Raw genomic sequence first — 16,320 nt, forward strand, 5'->3', positions numbered from 1 at the left:
ATTGATTGCTACACCGTTCATCCTGGCAGGGATTGCGTTGGCATGTTTCTTGGCAATACCGGTTCTCTACTACGGAAATATGATGCTCGTCATAGCACTGCATATCAAACCAACCGAGGAGCAGATCCTCGGCAAATACAAAGCAACTACTGACCAAGGCACAGCAACATTAGTAGTGAATCGGGATCATACATTTACTGAACTAGTAGAACCAAAGACGGGATCCCCACAGAGCATCAGCGGGACTTGGAAACCTTCGAATATTGATTCTGTTGGCTACAGCACACAGTTTTTTCCGTACGTCGGTGTACTACATGACAAGTTTGAGACCTATTCATATGGCAATCCAGTATTTGAGAAAAACTTGTTAGGTCATATTTCGATTGAAGAAGACCCCGACTGGGGAATCTATTTTTACAAACAGTAGGCGCAGCAAAGGAGAACATCATGACCGATAAAAATCAGCACCCCACCCTGACCGGAGCCGAGATACTCTGGGCCACGCTCGTAGGCGAAGGTGTCACCACGGTCTTCGGCTACCCCGGCGGAGCCATCCTTCCCGCCTACGACGCTCTGCGCAAGTTCCCCATTCACCATGTGCTCACGCGGCATGAGCAGGGCGCGGCGCACATGGCCGACGGCTACGCACGCGCTTCAGGCAAAGTCGGCGTCGCCATCGCCACTTCAGGCCCCGGTGCGACGAACCTCGTCACCGGCATCGCAACGGCGATGATGGACTCGACCCCCATCGTCTGCATCACTGGACAGGTCTCATCCAAGGTCCTTGGCAGCGACGCCTTCCAGGAGATTGACATCACCGGCATCACTCTGCCGATCACAAAACACAACTTCGTCGCAACCAAGCCAGAGCACATTGCGCCCATGATCCGTGAGGCCTTCCAGATCGCTGCCTCTGGCCGTCCAGGCCCTGTGCTGGTCGACATCACCAAGGACGCGCAGCAGGGCACCGCAATCTTCGACTTCGAAGATGCCGCGCCTGCGCCCTATCGCCCTCATCCGATGCTTCGCGCCGAGTCCGCAGAAATGCATCGCGCTATCGAGCTGATGCGCGCCTCAAAGCGTCCAGTCATCCTCGCCGGCCACGGCATCACGCTCTCTGGTGCCGAGCAAGAGGTCCTCAACTTCGCGGAACGCTATCATGTGCCCGTCGCCACCACATTGCTTGGCCTTGGCTCCTTCCCCGCATCGCATCCGCTGGCGCTTGGCATGATGGGCATGCACGGCGAGAGCTGGGTCAACAACGCCATCCAGCAGGCTGATCTGCTGCTCGCCTTTGGTATGCGCTTCGATGACCGCGTCACTGGCAACCTCGCCAGCTATGCTCCTCATGCGAAGAAGATTCACATCGAGATCGACCCCAGCGAGATCAACAAGAACGTCAAGGTCGATGTCGCGCTTATCGGTGATCTCAAAGAGGTGCTCAACACGATGCAGCCTCTAATCGCTGATCCCAGTTATGAGAAAGCGAGTGACCGCCACACCACCGCCGAGTGGCTGCGCGAGATTCGCGCCATGAAGGGCGACGCCGCCGTACGCGACATCATCAACCTGCCCGACAACGGCCACCTCTACGCCGCACATGTCATCAACGATATCTGGCAGGAGGCCAAGGCCGCAGGCCGCCTCGACAAGACCATCATCGCCACCGACGTAGGCCAGCACCAGATGTGGGAGGCACAGTACTACAAGCACGAAGACCCGCGTACGCTGATCACCTCCGGCGGCCTCGGCACCATGGGCTTCGCTCTACCCGCTGCCATCGGAGCAAAAATGGCGCGCCCCGACTGCGATGTCTGGTGCATCGCCGGCGACGGCGGCTTCCAGATGACTGCCGCCGAGCTCTCCACCATCCAGCAGGAGGGCCTGCACATCAACGTTGCCGTCATCAACAACGGCTTCCTTGGCATGGTACGCCAGTGGCAGGAGGCTTTCTACGACAAGAACTATGCCTGCTCGCCCATCCTCTCTCCGGACTTCGTCAAACTGGCTGACGCTCACGGCATCCCCGGCGCTCACATCACCCAGCGCAAGGATGTGACCACCACAGTCACACAGGCGCGCACAGCACCGACGGCCTTCGTCATCAACTTCTCGGTGGAGAAGGAAGATGGTGTCTACCCGATGATCGCTCCTGGTGCTGCGCTGCACGAGATGGTCCGTAGGCCCAACCCGCTGATCGAAACAGCAGAGGATGAATAACAAATAGGAACCGACCACAGATTACGCGGATAACCGCGGATTCAACCCCAATATGTTCTTCAATCCGCGTCCATCCGTGCTGATCCGCGGTCTCAATTTGAGGTTTCCATGCTCCACACTTTCGTAGCCCTCGTAGATGACAAGCCCGGCGTCCTAACCCGGGTCGCTTCCCTCTTTCGCCGTCTCAACGTCAACATCGTCTCGCTCACCGTCGGTGAGAGCGAGCGTGAGGGCGTCTCGCGCATGACTATCGTCTGCGACGCTCCTGAGCACGCTGCGGACCGCGTCCGGGCTTCGCTCTACAAGCTCGAGATCGTGCGCGATGTTGACGAACTCGGCCGCAGCGAAGCCGTCATCCGCGAGCTCTGCCTCATCAAGGTCGCCGCTGGCCCCACCACGCCGCACGGCCAGCACTCGCGATCGCAGATCTTCGAACTGGCCAATGTCTTCCGCGCGCGCGTCGTCGATCTCGCCCCCGAGTCCATCATGCTGGAGATGACCGGAGCGGCCAGCAAGATCGAAGGTCTTCTGCAGGTTCTGCGCGAATCGAATTTCGAGGTCCTTGAAGTTTCGCGTACAGGCCGTATGGCCATGCGTCGCGGGCATCATACCGGCCGCGTGCTGAAGGCTCTCGGCACAAAGACCGCTGAAGAAACACCCGCTGCGTATCCGGATCGTCCAGAGACCGACGATCTCCCTAACCAATTCGCAGAGGACGAAGCATAGCTCCATGCCACGGCCTGTTGGCCGCTATTCCGTTCAGGATGACAGCGAAAGGCAAAACTGGCTCGAAACCTATAAACTTATTACACCCCTAAGGAAAGAAGACATCATGGCAAAGACGTATCACGACGCAGACGCAGACCTCTCCCTCATCCAGGCCAAGAAAGTCGGCATCATCGGCTACGGCTCGCAGGGCCACGCTCACGCCCTCAACCTTAAGGACTCCGGTGTTGAGGTTCGCGTAGGACTTCGCCCCGAATCTCCCAACGCCGATCGCGCCCGCAAGGCCGGCCTTCAGGTCGACACCGTGGCCAATGTTTCCAAGTGGGCCGACGTCATCATGAACCTTACGCCCGACCAGACCGCCGCGAAGGTTCACAAAGCCGAGATCGAGCCCAACCTGGCTCCTGGTAAGACTCTTCTCTTCGCGCACGGCTTCAACATCCGTTTCGGTACCATCGTTCCTCCTGCCGGAGTCGATGTCGCGCTCGTCGCTCCCAAGGCTCCCGGTCATCGCGTCCGCGAGGTCTTCACTGAAGGCGGCGGCGTTCCTGGGCTGGTTGCTGTTGAGCAGAACGCCAGCGGCAAAGCGCTCGAGCTCGCCCTCAGCTATGCCAAGGGAATTGGCTGCACCCGCGCCGGAGTTCTCGAAACCACCTTCACCGAGGAGACCGAGACCGACCTCTTCGGCGAGCAGGCCGTCCTCTGCGGAGGCACCGCCGCTCTCGTCAAGGCTGGCTTTGAGACGCTGACCGAGGCTGGCTATCAGCCCGAGCTCGCCTACTTCGAGGTGCTGCACGAGCTGAAGCTGATCGTCGACCTGATGTATCGCGGCGGCCTTGCTTATATGCGTCACTCCATCTCGGACACCGCAGAGTGGGGCGACTATGTTGCCGGCCCGCGCATCGTCACCGCTGAGACCAAGAAGGCGATGAAGAAGCTGCTCGAGGAGATCCAGGACGGGTCGTTCGCTAAGAAGTTCATCGAGGAGAACGAGACCGGCCGTCACGAGTTCGCTCGCATCCGCCAGCAGGAAGCTGCGCATGGCATCGAGAAGGTCGGCGCCGAGCTGCGTAAGGCGATGCCCTTCCTCGACCCCGTCAAGGTGGTCGATGGAGCCGTCGTCAAAGCCTAAGTCCGGCCTGTCGTTTCAGAAGCCCGGCTTGCGAGCCGGGCTTCTTTTTTCATTTCTGCCGCAAGAAAGGACCCATGAAGAGCCCCCGTTCTCCCCTGTACGTCACTACGCTGATTGCCGGAGCTTTTTTTATGGAGAATCTCGATGGCACCATCATCGCTACGGCTCTTCCGCAAATGGCGAAGAGCTTCGGCGTGGGGGCCGTCCGGCTCAACATCGGAATGACGGCCTATCTCATCACCCTCGCCGTCTTCATCCCTATTAGCGGATGGGTCGCAGACCGCCTTGGTGCACGGACGGTCTTTGCCTCAGCTATTGGCATCTTCACTCTTGCCTCATTGCTCTGCGCTGCGGCTCCGGATCTTACGACCTTCACACTTACGCGTATTCTCCAGGGCATCGGCGGCTCCATGATGGTTCCCGTTGGACGCCTGATTGTTCTGCGCACGACGCCAAAAGACAGACTCGCTCAAGCTATCGCCTACATCAGCTGGCCCGGCCTTGCAGCGCTTGTTATCGGTCCACCCATCGGGGGATTCATCACCACCTATTTTTCGTGGCACTGGATCTTCCTGCTCAATCTTCCTATCGGCATCATCGCTCTTGTTCTCACCATTCTCTGGATTGAAAACGTACGCTCCGACGAACAGCATCCCCTCGACTGGCTGACTTTTATCTTTGCTGGTACCGCCTCTACCGGTGTGGTCGTTGCCCTGGAAAAACTCGGCGCTGGAGATAGCCGTTGGACGATGCCTGCTGTCGTCCTCGTGCTCAGTTGCCTGAGTGGATACATCGCCATCTTCACTGCACGGCGCAACCCCACATCGATGATCGACATCGAGTCACTTCGTCTCAAGACTTACCGGCTCAGCATCTATGGAGCCAGCCTCTTTCGCGTCGCTGTGGGAGTTCTCCCGTTCCTGCTTCCCCTTATGTTTCAGATATCGTTCGGGCTCAGCGCCTTTGCCTCCGGACTCTACCTACTCGCGCTCTTCGGCGGCGACTTCAGCATGAAGTCGATTGTTATCCCGATCCTTCGCAAATTCGGTTTCCGCCGCCTGCTCATCTTCAATGGAATCATCGTAGCCGTCTCTGTAGCGCTCTGCGCCACCTTTACACCACACACGCCACCCGCGCTGATCGCTGCACTTCTCTTCTTCCACGGAGCCGCCCGTTCCCTTGAGTTCACCTGCATGACAACACTGGCCTACGCAGAGATTCCTCCAGAGCGCATGTCACGCGCGAACGGATTTCTCTCTGCCGTCATGCAGCTTTCTATGGGAATGGGAGTCGCGGTTGGAGCCGTTACCCTTCGACTTGTTGCTCATGCCAGCGGCCACTCTCCGGCTCATCCACCGCTTCGTGACTTCCAGATTGCAATCCTCTGCACCTCTCTGCTCGCTCTCGCACCTGCTATTGAAGCTCTTGGCCTTCCTCGCAATGCCGGCGCAATGACCAGCGGACATTATTCTGATCCCGATCTGGAGATTCGCGCCGCTTAACTTCATACAATCGGTTCGCGCTGAAGGTTCGAGTAACATAGTCTGCGATGAACCGCAGACAGTTTCTCCAAACCCTCAGCGCAGCGACAGCGACCGGACTGCTTGGCGCGGCAAAGCCTTCCTCTCAGCCCAACATCATCTTTATCTATGCCGATGATCTCGGCTACGGCGATGTCAGCTGCTACGGCGCAACTTCTGTGCGGACACCCAATATCGACGCTCTCGCTTCCCAGGGGTTGCGGTTCACGGACGCTCACGCGACCTCGGCTACATGTACTCCCTCGCGCTATTCCGTGATGACAGGGCAATACGCCTGGCGCAAGCAAGGAACGGGAATCCTTCCGGGCGACGCACCTCTCATCATCGACACCCATCAACTCACACTGCCATCGCTGTTGAAGCGTACTGGATACACAACCGGTATCGTCGGCAAATGGCATCTCGGGCTGGGCAGCGGAGAGATCAATTGGAACGGCGACATTAAACCTGGTCCTCTTGAAATTGGATTCGACTACTCATTCATCATCCCCGCAACGCCAGATCGCGTTCCCTGCGTCTTTGTCGAGAACCATCGTGTCGTCAATCTCGATCCTGCTGATCCAATCCACATCAGCTACAAAGCTGCCTTCCCTGGCGAGCTGACCGGTAAAGATCATCCTGAGCTACTGAAGATGAAGCCCAGCCATGGACACGATATGGCTATCGTCGATGGCGTCAGCCGCATCGGCTACATGGAAGGCGGTAAGTCAGCCCTTTGGGTTGACGAAGACATTGCAGATACGCTCTCCGGCAAGGCAGTTCACTTCATTGAGCAGAACAGCCATCATCCGTTCTTCCTCTACTATCCCGTGCACGACATCCACGTTCCACGACTTCCGAACGAACGCTTCGTCGGTAAGACTTCGATGGGACCACGCGGCGATGCGATCGCCGAACTCGACTGGTGTGTCGGTCGCATCGTTCAAACGCTGGAGAAACAAGGCATCGCACACAACACACTCATCGTCTTTTCCAGTGATAACGGTCCCGTCGTCGATGATGGATACCAGGATGATGCAGTAAAGAAACTAGGCTCACACAAGCCCGCCGGGATCTATCGCGGAGGCAAGTACAGCAACTTCGATGGCGGAACCCGCGTGCCGTTTATTGCGAAGTGGCCGGACCGCATTAAATCTGGAACGACTTCGAACGCATTGGTTGATCAGATCGACCTGCTGGCCTCGTTTGCCTCGCTCACTGGCCAGCAACTTCAACATAACGATGCCCCTGACAGCGTCGATCTTCTACCCGCGCTGCTTGGGCGTTCACGCATTGGACGTGAATCACTTGTCGAAGAGGCCGGAGCACTTTCACTGGTCGATGGACAGTGGAAGGTCATCCGCGGAGACAATAAAGCGGCGTTCGATCCCTATACAAAAACAGAATTAGGCAACGCTCCGCGTCCGCAGCTTTACGATCGCATCTCTGATCCTGGGGAACATCACGATGTAGCGGCAGCGCATCCAGAGATCGTCCAACGTATGTTGGCAAAGCTCAATCAGATTCAATCCGCAGGCCGCAGTCGAATATAACGACCATCTTCCGTCGGAAGAACAACACACGCAGCCATACTCTTTCGAGACGCGTATTGCCGTCGAATGCTGGAAATCCCCTTTTGATTCAGCTATTCTCCATTCCCTGAAACACTGCGGTTTTCGTCACAAAATCCCCATGCTCTAGGGGGTGTTTCCTCACAAACCGATTCAAAAACCTGTCACAATGAGAGCAGAGTTGTCCTTCTTGTCCCCTTTACCCTGCCCACGATGGCAGAAGGAGATTCGGCATGGCCGCCCCCAGCAGTTACGAAGCAATTCTTCCCCAGCAGCTCGGGCCTCAGGTCTTTATCGCTCCTCCTACGCAGCCCACGCCTCAGTCCGAGATCATTGCTGCGCTCCGAACGATTCCTGCTCTCGACGGATTGACCGAAGAAGAGTACCACTGGTTCGCGGTGCATGGTTCTGAACGCGTCGGCGAAGACGGCGCAATGGTCTTCGCTGAAGGCAGTCTCTGCGACAGCATGGTCTTTATCCTCAAGGGAGAAGTTCACGTCCGTCGTCACAACGCGGGTCCCATGGCGTTGTGGGTAGGACGCGCCGGTCAGATGACCGGTAAGCTTCCGTTCTCGCGCATGAAGTACTACGGCGGAGATGGATACCTTGTGGGCTCCGGCTGGTCGCTCGAGATTCACGAAGATCATTTTCCCGCGATGCTGGCGGCGATTCCCTCGATGGCACAGCGCTGTGTCTCTACCTTGTTGGATCGTGTCCGTGAAGTAACACGCATGGAGCAGCAGGCAGAGAAGCTGGCTGCACTCGGAAAACTCGCAGCAAACCTGGCGCATGAGCTGAATAATCCTGCTTCTGCCGCTCAGCGCTCGGCTTCGAGTCTCTTCTCGGAACTGCGTCATTATGGCGATCAGAAGTATCGCCTGGGCAATCTGTGCCTCTCGGACACGCACACGGCGCAGTATCGCTCCTGGGTAGCACGCACGCGTTCGACCTTGACAGAGCAGGAGACAGGGAACGGCGCTGCCGATGCTCTTGCTGTGAGCGACAGTGAGATGAGCCTGCTGAACTGGCTCGAGCAGCACAACATCCCCAATCCTTGGGCAATTGCTCCTGCGCTGGCAGAAACAGGAATCGCTACCACGCAACTTGACGAGCTTGCCGGAACGTTGACCTCAGAGTCGCTGCCTGTCGCGATTGCCACCTTCGCCAGCTCGTTGCGCGTAGAACGCATGGCCGAAACTGTCGTCAACTCGACGGTGCGGATCTTTGATCTGATTCGCGCGATCAAGGATTACTCCTACATGGACCAGGCGCCAATCCAGGAGATCGAGTTGGCGCAGTCGATCGGGAACACGCTCGCTATGTTCAAGTCGCGTCTGCAGCACGTCACCGTCGTGACCGACTTCGATCCGGTGCTACCGCCGATCAGCGGCTATGGCCGCGAGTTGAACCAGGTGTGGACAGCTCTGATCGAGAATGCGCTCGACGCGATGAAAGACAAGGGAACGCTGCGCATCTGTACACGGCTCCAGGGGCAAATGGCCTTCATCGAAGTCTGGGACACAGGACCAGGAATCGATCCCGAGATCAAGGATCGTATCTTTGAGCCCTTCTTTACGACAAAAGCTCCTGGACGCGGCCTCGGGCTCGGGCTGGACGCAGCACAGCGCATCCTACAGCGGCACTCCGGCTATATCCAGGTGGAATCAAAACCAGGAACTACCTGCTTCCAGGTGCGTTTGCCTCTGGAACAAGCGCAAGCATACTAGCCTCCTGAATCTAAACTGAGCACCATAAAGAGGAAGTGTCATCCTGAGCGAGCCGTAGGTGAGTCGAAGGATCTGCGTTTCTTGAGAGAACCATCTCTGAGAAAAATCGGGCTGGTATCAACAAACGCAGCCCCTTCGACTCCGTTCCCGTTACTCATTCGCTCAGTGATGACACTTCCTCGTGGAGTAGGACACCTTCCCGAAAGGCATCACAGCTTCCAGAACATAAGCAAACAATACTCGACTTATCTCGTCGAGGCGCTGCTTCTTTCCTTCATGACCTCATGACCAATCCGGATGACGTTCTCAACAAGCAGATCGAAGTCCGCTTTGCGCGATCGATGGTTGGAGATTGCGACACGAATAGCGAATCGCCCCTGAAGTACTGTTCCCGAAGGGACCGCGATGCCACTCTCCTGCAATCGCATCAGGATCTCCTGGTTCCCTTCATCACTGGCCTTCGCAAACCGAAAACAAACAATATTAAGCGGGACCTCAGCAGCAAGTTCAAGCTCATCGGATTGATTTATCAGTGATGCCAGGTACTGGGCTTGATCCACATTTTGTTCGATCACTGCCGTGATCGCATCCGCTCCCAATGCCTTGAGACTCATCCATGCTTTGAGCGCTCGAAACCCTCGTGAGAGTTCCACACCACGATCGGCGAATCGGAGCCCTCCAGCGGCTGGCCCCCGCTCCATCGCCGTCAGATAACTGGCTCCAGTTGCAAACGCAGCCTTGTGTGTCTCCGCATCTCGCACCAACACACAACCAATGTCATAGGGCATATATCCCCATTTATGCAGATCGAATGCCAGTGAATCCGCACGATCGAGGCCCTTTACACCGTCTCTTAATCTGTTCGACCAGGAAGCGAGAGCTCCAAATGCTCCGTCCACGTGGAACCACATCTCCTCCTTCGCACACAAATCTGCAATCGCTGGAAGGTCGTCAGTAGCCCCTGTATTTACGGTTCCTGCGGTTGCAACCACACAGATCGGCCTCAGACCCGTTGCACGATCCACCGCAATCGCTTTTTGCAACTCATCCACCTTCATTCGATAGCCGGCGTCCACACCGACGACATGGAGAGAATTCCGTCCCATCCCCATCAGCTCTACCGTCTTCTTCAACCAGCTATGGACCTCGGTCGAGCAGTACACTCGCATCTCTGGTCCGCCTCGCATTCCTTCTGCGCGCACATCGAAGCCTGCCCGGGCACGTCTCCCCACCGCGAGCCCGATGAGGTTCGCCATCGTGCCCCCGCTCGTCAAAAGGCCACTTGTGCCATCTGGCATGCCCATCAGCTGAGCCATCCAATGGATGACCTGTTCTTCCACCAGAGTGGCGGAGTCGTCGAATCCTCCTACGTTCGGATTCATTCCGGCAGCCAGCATTTCGGCAAGCACACCCTCTGGCGTTCCACTCCCCATCACCCATCCCCAGAAACGAGGATGAGTGTTTCCGATTCCATACGGCAAGACATCGCGTAGAAATGTCTCGTAAGCGGATTCAACCCCCTGTCCCTTGCGAGGAAGAGGCTCTGCTTCCAGAGCAGTGCGTTTTTCCGTAGGGATTCTCTGCCAGACTGGCTGTTCTCGTCTGGTCTGAAGATGATCGAAGATCTGGTCCACCATTTTGTGCCCGAGGGTGCGAAGCTGCTCCCACCCGGCTTTGTCCGTAGGATCAAGACTGCACTCGGCAGTCTTTGAACAGTCGTCTTCCAGATTGCCCGTTACCGTTCGGCTCATACCTTAACAATAGCTTTTTCAGGAGAGCCTTCCCCGTGTCATTCCAACCGAAATTGCTGCCGTAGGCGACAACCAAGTGAAGGAAGCCTGCTTCTCTACGATGCAGCGTCGTCATCCCCAAATTTCAAGTGTCGTTCCCAAATTTGTCACTTTGAGCGAAGAAAGCGAAGGGAAAAGAGTGAGCCAATGGGGAAGGAGCTGCGGTTTCAATAACGTCCACTCCTCAAAACCTTGTCAAGCCTTCAAAATCACAAACTAAACAATCCAAAAGAGATATAGTCGTAGAAATCTGCAAAATCACCCCACCCAACCTGCTACGCTTAATACAGATCGAAAAACAGATTAGCTCCCTTATCAAGGGGAGCTAACTCTTTTAGAATCTATATTTTTATGCTTAACCCACTTGTTTTCTATATTTTACCTTGATTAAATCATGTAAGACATTGAAAACATGGAGGTTAGAGAAAAATCGAAGGGGGAGGGGCAACGGGTCAATATAGCCCGACAGTATTCTCCAGGCGAAAAAGTTACTTTGTAACTTCTACGCCGCGCCAAAAGGCGATGTGGTGTTTTACATTGCGCGCCGCAGGCTTCGGATCTGGATAGTACCAGGCAGCGTCCTGATTCTCCTGCCCATCCACGATCACCGTGTAATAGCGGGCCTGCCCCTTCCAGGGGCAGCTGGAGGTCGTCGAACTAGGGCGAAGGAACTCGCGCTTGACCGTCTCGTCGGGAAAGTAAATATTACCCTCTACCGTCTCGTACGTATCGCTCTCGGCCAGAACCTGACCATTCCATACTGCCTTCGCCATAGTCTGCAACCCGTCTTTTCAATAATTTACAGCAATGCTGCCCAACGTTCAGACAGCGAAAAATACCAGTATCCCAAAGGCTACTTTAGTAGTTTTATCAAATATCATGCAGAAAGGAAACCTGCCTGCTAAGTCTTGGCGAGTCCAAGGGTACGCAGAAACCCTTCATGCAGCTTTGCAGCGACTGGATATTTCTCGATCATGGCGGCGGTGTTTCGCATAAAGGGATTTCCCGATTGTTTCTCCGTCTCAACATGAAAGTGGTGGAACTTGGCATAGATGAGAATGCCCTCACCATTGGAGTCAAGATAGAGGTCAGGATCGAGCGCTCCACGAAGGACCAGTGAAGCGGCCAGTTCCCAGTAACTGATGACCTGACGCCATGCGGCATTGTGCTGCGAGCCTACATCACGGGAAACCATCCGTAACTCATCGACCGTCTTTGGCTGAAAGTCGAAGATGATAAAACGCCGAGCTTTCCTCAAAGTCTCTTCGCGTCGCATCTCATACAGCTTCAATACCAGTTCCGCGTCAGCCGCAGTTGCCATCCACTCTCCTTGATTGATTCTCTATCTGTTGAATTAAGCCGCTGCGCCTTCCGGACTCTCTACAGGCTCACCGACCTTCTTCTCGTAGCTACAAGGAGGAGTTGTCGGAGCCGCCTCTTCCGCAGCGCCCTTCCGCTTACGACGCTTCGGCAAGGCGTCCTGATTGTTCGGGCATACCCAGAAGACGCCCTTATCGTTGGAAACCTCGAGCAAATAGGCACTCTCGCACTTCGGGCAGGTCTCATTGATGAGCTTCTGGTTCGAAGCAAAATCGCATTTGGGATAGTTCACGCAGCCATAGAACACATCGCCACGCTTCGTCTTTCGTGCTGCGATGTCGCCTCCGCACTTCGGGCAAGGCACATCCAGCAGGTCCTGCTTGATGTATTTGCACTTCGGATATCCACTACAGCTGATGAACTCGCCGTACTGACCATTGCGCAGAAGCAATGGCTTGCCACACTTCGGACAGCTCTCTTCCAGCTGCACCGGAGGCTTCTGTTGCACCTTCTGGGTCAGCTTGCGGATCGTTTTGCACGGAGGATCTTCGTTGTAGCCCGGACAGGCCATGAACGGTCCCCATGGACCATTGCGAAGCACCATCACGCGTCCGCAGTTGTCGCAGAACTCTTCTTCATCAGCCTCGTCGGCTCCGGGAGCGCTCAGGTCCGGCTTTGCTGCATAGTTCTCCTTGGTGAAGTCACAGCTGAAGGTCTCGACGACAACCTTCTTCCCTTTACCCTGAGCCGCATTGATGGCCTCGGTTAACTCCTTCGCATCCTTCGCCTCGCGGCTGAAGTCGATGACATCCTCGGTGACGGCCTTCACCGTCATAGGGAAGGTAAACTCCGACACGATCTTCTTGATGACCGCCTTGGAATCCTTCTTCCACGGGCCGGCCGCAACATTCATCGGCTTGGACTTCGTGAAGTTGGAACAAGAGAAGAAGCTGCCGAACTTGCCCCACTTTAGGACCAGTGGCGAGCCGCACTTCTCACACACCTCCTGGGTCGGCTCCTCCATCCGCTTAATGTCTTCCATGTGCTTTTCAGCGACCTTGAGTTCTTTTTCAAAGTGTTCATAGAAAGCATTCAACAGATCCGTCCAGCGCTCCTGGCCATCTTCTACAGCATCCAACTCTCCCTCAAGCGTTGCCGTGTACTGCGTATCGAAGATGTAGGGGAAGTTCTTAACCAAGAGCTTGGTGACGACGATTCCGATCTCGGTTGGCACAAACCGGCCGGTGATCTTCTTTACATAGTCACGGTCCTGGATCGTGTTAATGATGGACGCATACGTCGAAGGACGGCCAATACCCTTCTCTTCAAGAGTCTTCACCAAGCTGGCTTCGTTATAACGTGGCGGAGGCTGAGTAAACTTCTGCTGCGGATCGAGCTTCTCCAGCTTCAACGCCTCTCCAGCAGTCAGTTCAGGGAGCCTTCGCTCGGAGTCCTCTTCCCCATCACCTTCAGCTGCTGTCGCGTTCGTCTGAGCCAGCTTCTCTTCCTTCGCTGCCTTGTCCTTCGCAGCCTGACGAGCACGCTTCTCTTCCTCTTCGAACTTCAGATGGCCGTCAAACTTCAGCACGCTGCCGCTTACGCGGAAGTCGTAGGTCAGTTTGGCCTTCGCCTCAATCTCCACCGTGGTCTGATCGAAGACCGCAGGCGTCATCTGGCTGGCAACAAAACGCTGCCAGATCAGCTTGTAAAGCCGGTACTGTTCGTCCGAAAGATAGCGTCGGATCGAATCGGGAGTGAACTTCACCGATGTCGGGCGAATGGCCTCGTGGGCGTCCTGCGCCTGCACCTGCTTCTTGCCTGCATACTCATTCGGCTTGCCCGGGAGATACTGCGATCCCAGCTTACCGATGTACTCGCGCACCTCAGTGATAGCGTCCGGGCTCACACGCGTGGAGTCAGTACGCATATAGGTGATCAGACCGACGGTACCCTCGTTGCCCAGCTCGATGCCTTCATACAGACGCTGCGCTACACCCATAGTGCGCCGGACATTGAAGCCCAGGCGTCCTGCTGCGTCCTGCTGCAGCTTGCTGGTGGTAAAGGGAGCCTTGGGGTTGTTTCGGCGTTCTTTCTTTTCGACAGAACGCACAGACCACTTCGCAACTTCAAGTTCGCGAACAACCTCATCGATCGAAGTCTTGTTGGGAAGAGCGTTGGCAAGAAACTGATCTTTACCATCTTCATCCAACCCATTCGCGACTCGCGACGGAACGCCGTTGACTCCGATAAATCTCGCTGTAAAACCCTGTTTGCCACCCCCAGGTAGAAGATCGGCATCAATGGTCCAGTATTCAACTGGTTTGAAGTCGTTGATCTCCTGCTCGCGCTCCACAATCAGGCGTAGGGCCACCGTCTGGACTCGCCCTGCACTCAATCCGCGCCGAACCTTGTCCCACAGCAGCGGAGAGATCTGATATCCCACAAGGCGGTCGAGTACGCGGCGGGTTTGCTGCGCGTCAACCAGATTCTCATCAACATCCCGAGCGTGTTCGAAGGCAGCTCTCACCGCCTTCTGGGTGATCTCATTAAAGGTCACCCGACGAACTCTCTTCTTATCCTTAACTACAGGCATCAGCTGCATCGAAAGATGCGCCGCAATGGCCTCACCCTCGCGATCGGGGTCAGGCGCCAGGTAAACAACATCGGCCTTCGCCGCCAGCTTCTTCAGGCGATCGACAACCTTCTCCTTTCCAGGAGAGACGATCAATGTCGGCTCAAACGTGCGCTTCTTCAGCTCGACGCCGATATCGTTTTTGGGCAGGTCCATGATGTGGCCAATGGAGGCCTCCACCGTGTAATCGCTGCCGAGATATTTTCCGATCGTCTTCGCCTTCGCCGGCGACTCTACGATCACAAGTGACTTAGCCATTGGTTCCCTTCGTTCTTCAGAACGATCCGATAAACGAAACGTTCCCCTTATCCTGCTACTTTCGAGGATTCCCTTGCGAACCTAACACGGTTTCGCCGGTTACGTCATCTCTCTACTAACTCCCAACAGACGGAGACGGTTTCAAAACGTTATCATCTCCCCCTGACCCGCCCAATGCGGAAAACTTGAGGAATCTTTCATTTAAGTGACCGATCCCCAATTACTTAGCTGGCTCCTGGCAATCCCTTTACCCATCCGTCACATGGTGCGGATATAGTTCTTTCCTGGCAGCTGCCGAACCTGTCCAGCCAGCTCCAGCTCAAACAGAGCGGTAAAAATCTCGGCCGATCCAAGCTCCCCGTCCAGATGCTCGATCAGTTCATCCAGTTGCGTCGACTCATCCTGCCTCAACCTCTCCAGGACCTTCCGTTCGTGTTCCGATAACCGCGCTTCGTTAAATAAGGATGCAGTCCTGACCGCGTTCGATTCATCGCTGCCCGCAAGTCCCATCTCTTCTTCGAGTTGCAGGCGGATATTCGATGGAAGGTCCTCCCAGACATCCTCCCACGTCGCCGTCAACTTTGCCCCCTGCTTGATCAGGGTGTTCGGCCCCCAGGCATTCTTGTTGGTCACATTGCCGGGAACGGCATAGATGTCCCGATTCTGTTCCATTGCCAGGCGAGCGGTAATGCGAGTTCCGCTATGCTCCCCTGCTTCAATCACCAGCACCCCGATACTCATCCCGCTCAGGATGCGATTACGGACGGGAAAGTTTTGCGGAGCAGGAAAGGTACCCAGAGGGTATTCACTGACGATCGTGCCACCGCTCTCGATGATCTGCTCGGCCAGCCGTTTATTCTCCTTGGGATAGACCACGTCGATCCCCGTTCCCCAAACCGCGACGGTCTTCCCGCGGGCTTGAAGCGCTCCCTTATGCGCCGCCGTATCCACACCACGGGCCATTCCACTTAGGATCGTCAACCGCCTCGCCGCCAGATCCCGTGCCAGCGCTTCGGCCATTCCTGCTCCATAAGGGGAAGGATGGCGCGTTCCAACGATCGCAATTCCCGGTCGTGACAAAAGACTGACGTCGCCGCGTATCCAGAGCACCGCCGGAGGATCGTAGATCTCGCGTAGACGCTCCGGGTAGCCTTTCTCATATGGAGTCAGAATCGCGCCGCCGTTTGCCACTACGCGGCTCCACTCATCTTCAGCCGCCGCCCGAGCCTTGCCATCAAAGACAAACTGGGCTGAGTGCGCCGGCATTCCCAACCCTTCCAGTTCCGTCAACGAAGCCTCGAACAGACGCTCCGGCTCACCCAGCTTTTCCATGACTCGCCAGGTTCGAGTTGCTCCCATCGCTGGTGTAAGGACAAGAGCCAGCCAGGCCAGCTGGGCCTCCTTCATGACACTCTCTAAAACCA

At 56.0% G+C, this 16,320-nt stretch carries 12 protein-coding genes; 7 read left to right on the top strand and 5 right to left on the bottom strand.

Annotated features, from left to right (window positions below; genetic code table 11):
* Position 1: 1 nt before the first annotated feature.
* The 7 genes from H7846_RS15190 (at position 2) to H7846_RS15220 (ending at position 8,896) form a co-directional block, all read left to right on the top strand.
* Positions 2-427 (top strand): hypothetical protein, encoded by a 426-nt coding sequence (locus H7846_RS15190; protein ID WP_186693237.1) that lies wholly within the window; start codon positions 2-4, stop codon positions 425-427.
* Between the two features lie 20 nt (positions 428-447).
* Entirely contained in the window at positions 448-2,220 is a 1,773-nt protein-coding gene (gene ilvB, locus H7846_RS15195; protein WP_186693251.1) for a biosynthetic-type acetolactate synthase large subunit, read from the top strand.
* Between the two features lie 108 nt (positions 2,221-2,328).
* On the top strand, positions 2,329-2,946 hold the full coding sequence (gene ilvN / locus H7846_RS15200) for an acetolactate synthase small subunit (RefSeq protein WP_186693258.1): 618 nt from the start codon (positions 2,329-2,331) through the stop codon (positions 2,944-2,946).
* Between the two features lie 106 nt (positions 2,947-3,052).
* Positions 3,053-4,078, top strand: coding sequence for a ketol-acid reductoisomerase (ilvC, locus tag H7846_RS15205; protein ID WP_186693260.1), 1,026 nt, complete (start codon positions 3,053-3,055; stop codon positions 4,076-4,078).
* Positions 4,079-4,152: 74 nt separating this feature from the next.
* The gene (locus H7846_RS15210) at positions 4,153-5,580 is read left to right on the top strand and encodes an MFS transporter (protein WP_186693262.1); all 1,428 of its coding nucleotides are present in this window, start codon (positions 4,153-4,155) and stop codon (positions 5,578-5,580) included.
* 47 nt (positions 5,581-5,627) lie between these two features.
* Complete coding sequence (locus tag H7846_RS15215; protein WP_186693264.1) at positions 5,628-7,151, top strand: sulfatase-like hydrolase/transferase; 1,524 nt, start codon at positions 5,628-5,630, stop codon at positions 7,149-7,151.
* A gap of 251 nt (positions 7,152-7,402) precedes the next feature.
* On the top strand, positions 7,403-8,896 hold the full coding sequence (locus H7846_RS15220) for an ATP-binding protein (RefSeq protein ID WP_186693266.1): 1,494 nt from the start codon (positions 7,403-7,405) through the stop codon (positions 8,894-8,896).
* Positions 8,897-9,141: 245 nt separating this feature from the next.
* Here H7846_RS15220 and H7846_RS15225 read toward each other — a convergent pair whose 3' ends face one another.
* The 5 genes from H7846_RS15225 to dprA all read right to left on the bottom strand — a co-directional run bounded on the left by H7846_RS15225 (position 9,142) and on the right by dprA (position 16,303).
* The gene (locus H7846_RS15225) at positions 9,142-10,647 is read right to left on the bottom strand and encodes a pyridoxal phosphate-dependent decarboxylase family protein (RefSeq protein WP_186693268.1); all 1,506 of its coding nucleotides are present in this window, start codon (positions 10,645-10,647) and stop codon (positions 9,142-9,144) included.
* Positions 10,648-11,174: 527 nt separating this feature from the next.
* Positions 11,175-11,459, bottom strand: coding sequence for a DUF427 domain-containing protein (locus H7846_RS15230; RefSeq protein WP_186693270.1), 285 nt, complete (start codon positions 11,457-11,459; stop codon positions 11,175-11,177).
* Between the two features lie 128 nt (positions 11,460-11,587).
* The gene (locus tag H7846_RS15235; protein ID WP_186693272.1) at positions 11,588-12,007 is read right to left on the bottom strand and encodes a DUF4760 domain-containing protein; all 420 of its coding nucleotides are present in this window, start codon (positions 12,005-12,007) and stop codon (positions 11,588-11,590) included.
* 33 nt (positions 12,008-12,040) lie between these two features.
* Positions 12,041-14,896, bottom strand: a complete 2,856-nt coding sequence (gene topA, locus H7846_RS15240; protein WP_186693274.1) for a type I DNA topoisomerase — start codon at positions 14,894-14,896, stop codon at positions 12,041-12,043.
* 258 nt (positions 14,897-15,154) lie between these two features.
* Complete coding sequence (gene dprA, locus H7846_RS15245; RefSeq protein ID WP_255460672.1) at positions 15,155-16,303, bottom strand: DNA-processing protein DprA; 1,149 nt, start codon at positions 16,301-16,303, stop codon at positions 15,155-15,157.
* Between the last annotated feature and the right edge of the window lie 17 nt (positions 16,304-16,320).

Source organism: Edaphobacter sp. 4G125, assembly GCF_014274685.1.
Lineage (GTDB): Bacteria > Acidobacteriota > Terriglobia > Terriglobales > Acidobacteriaceae > Edaphobacter.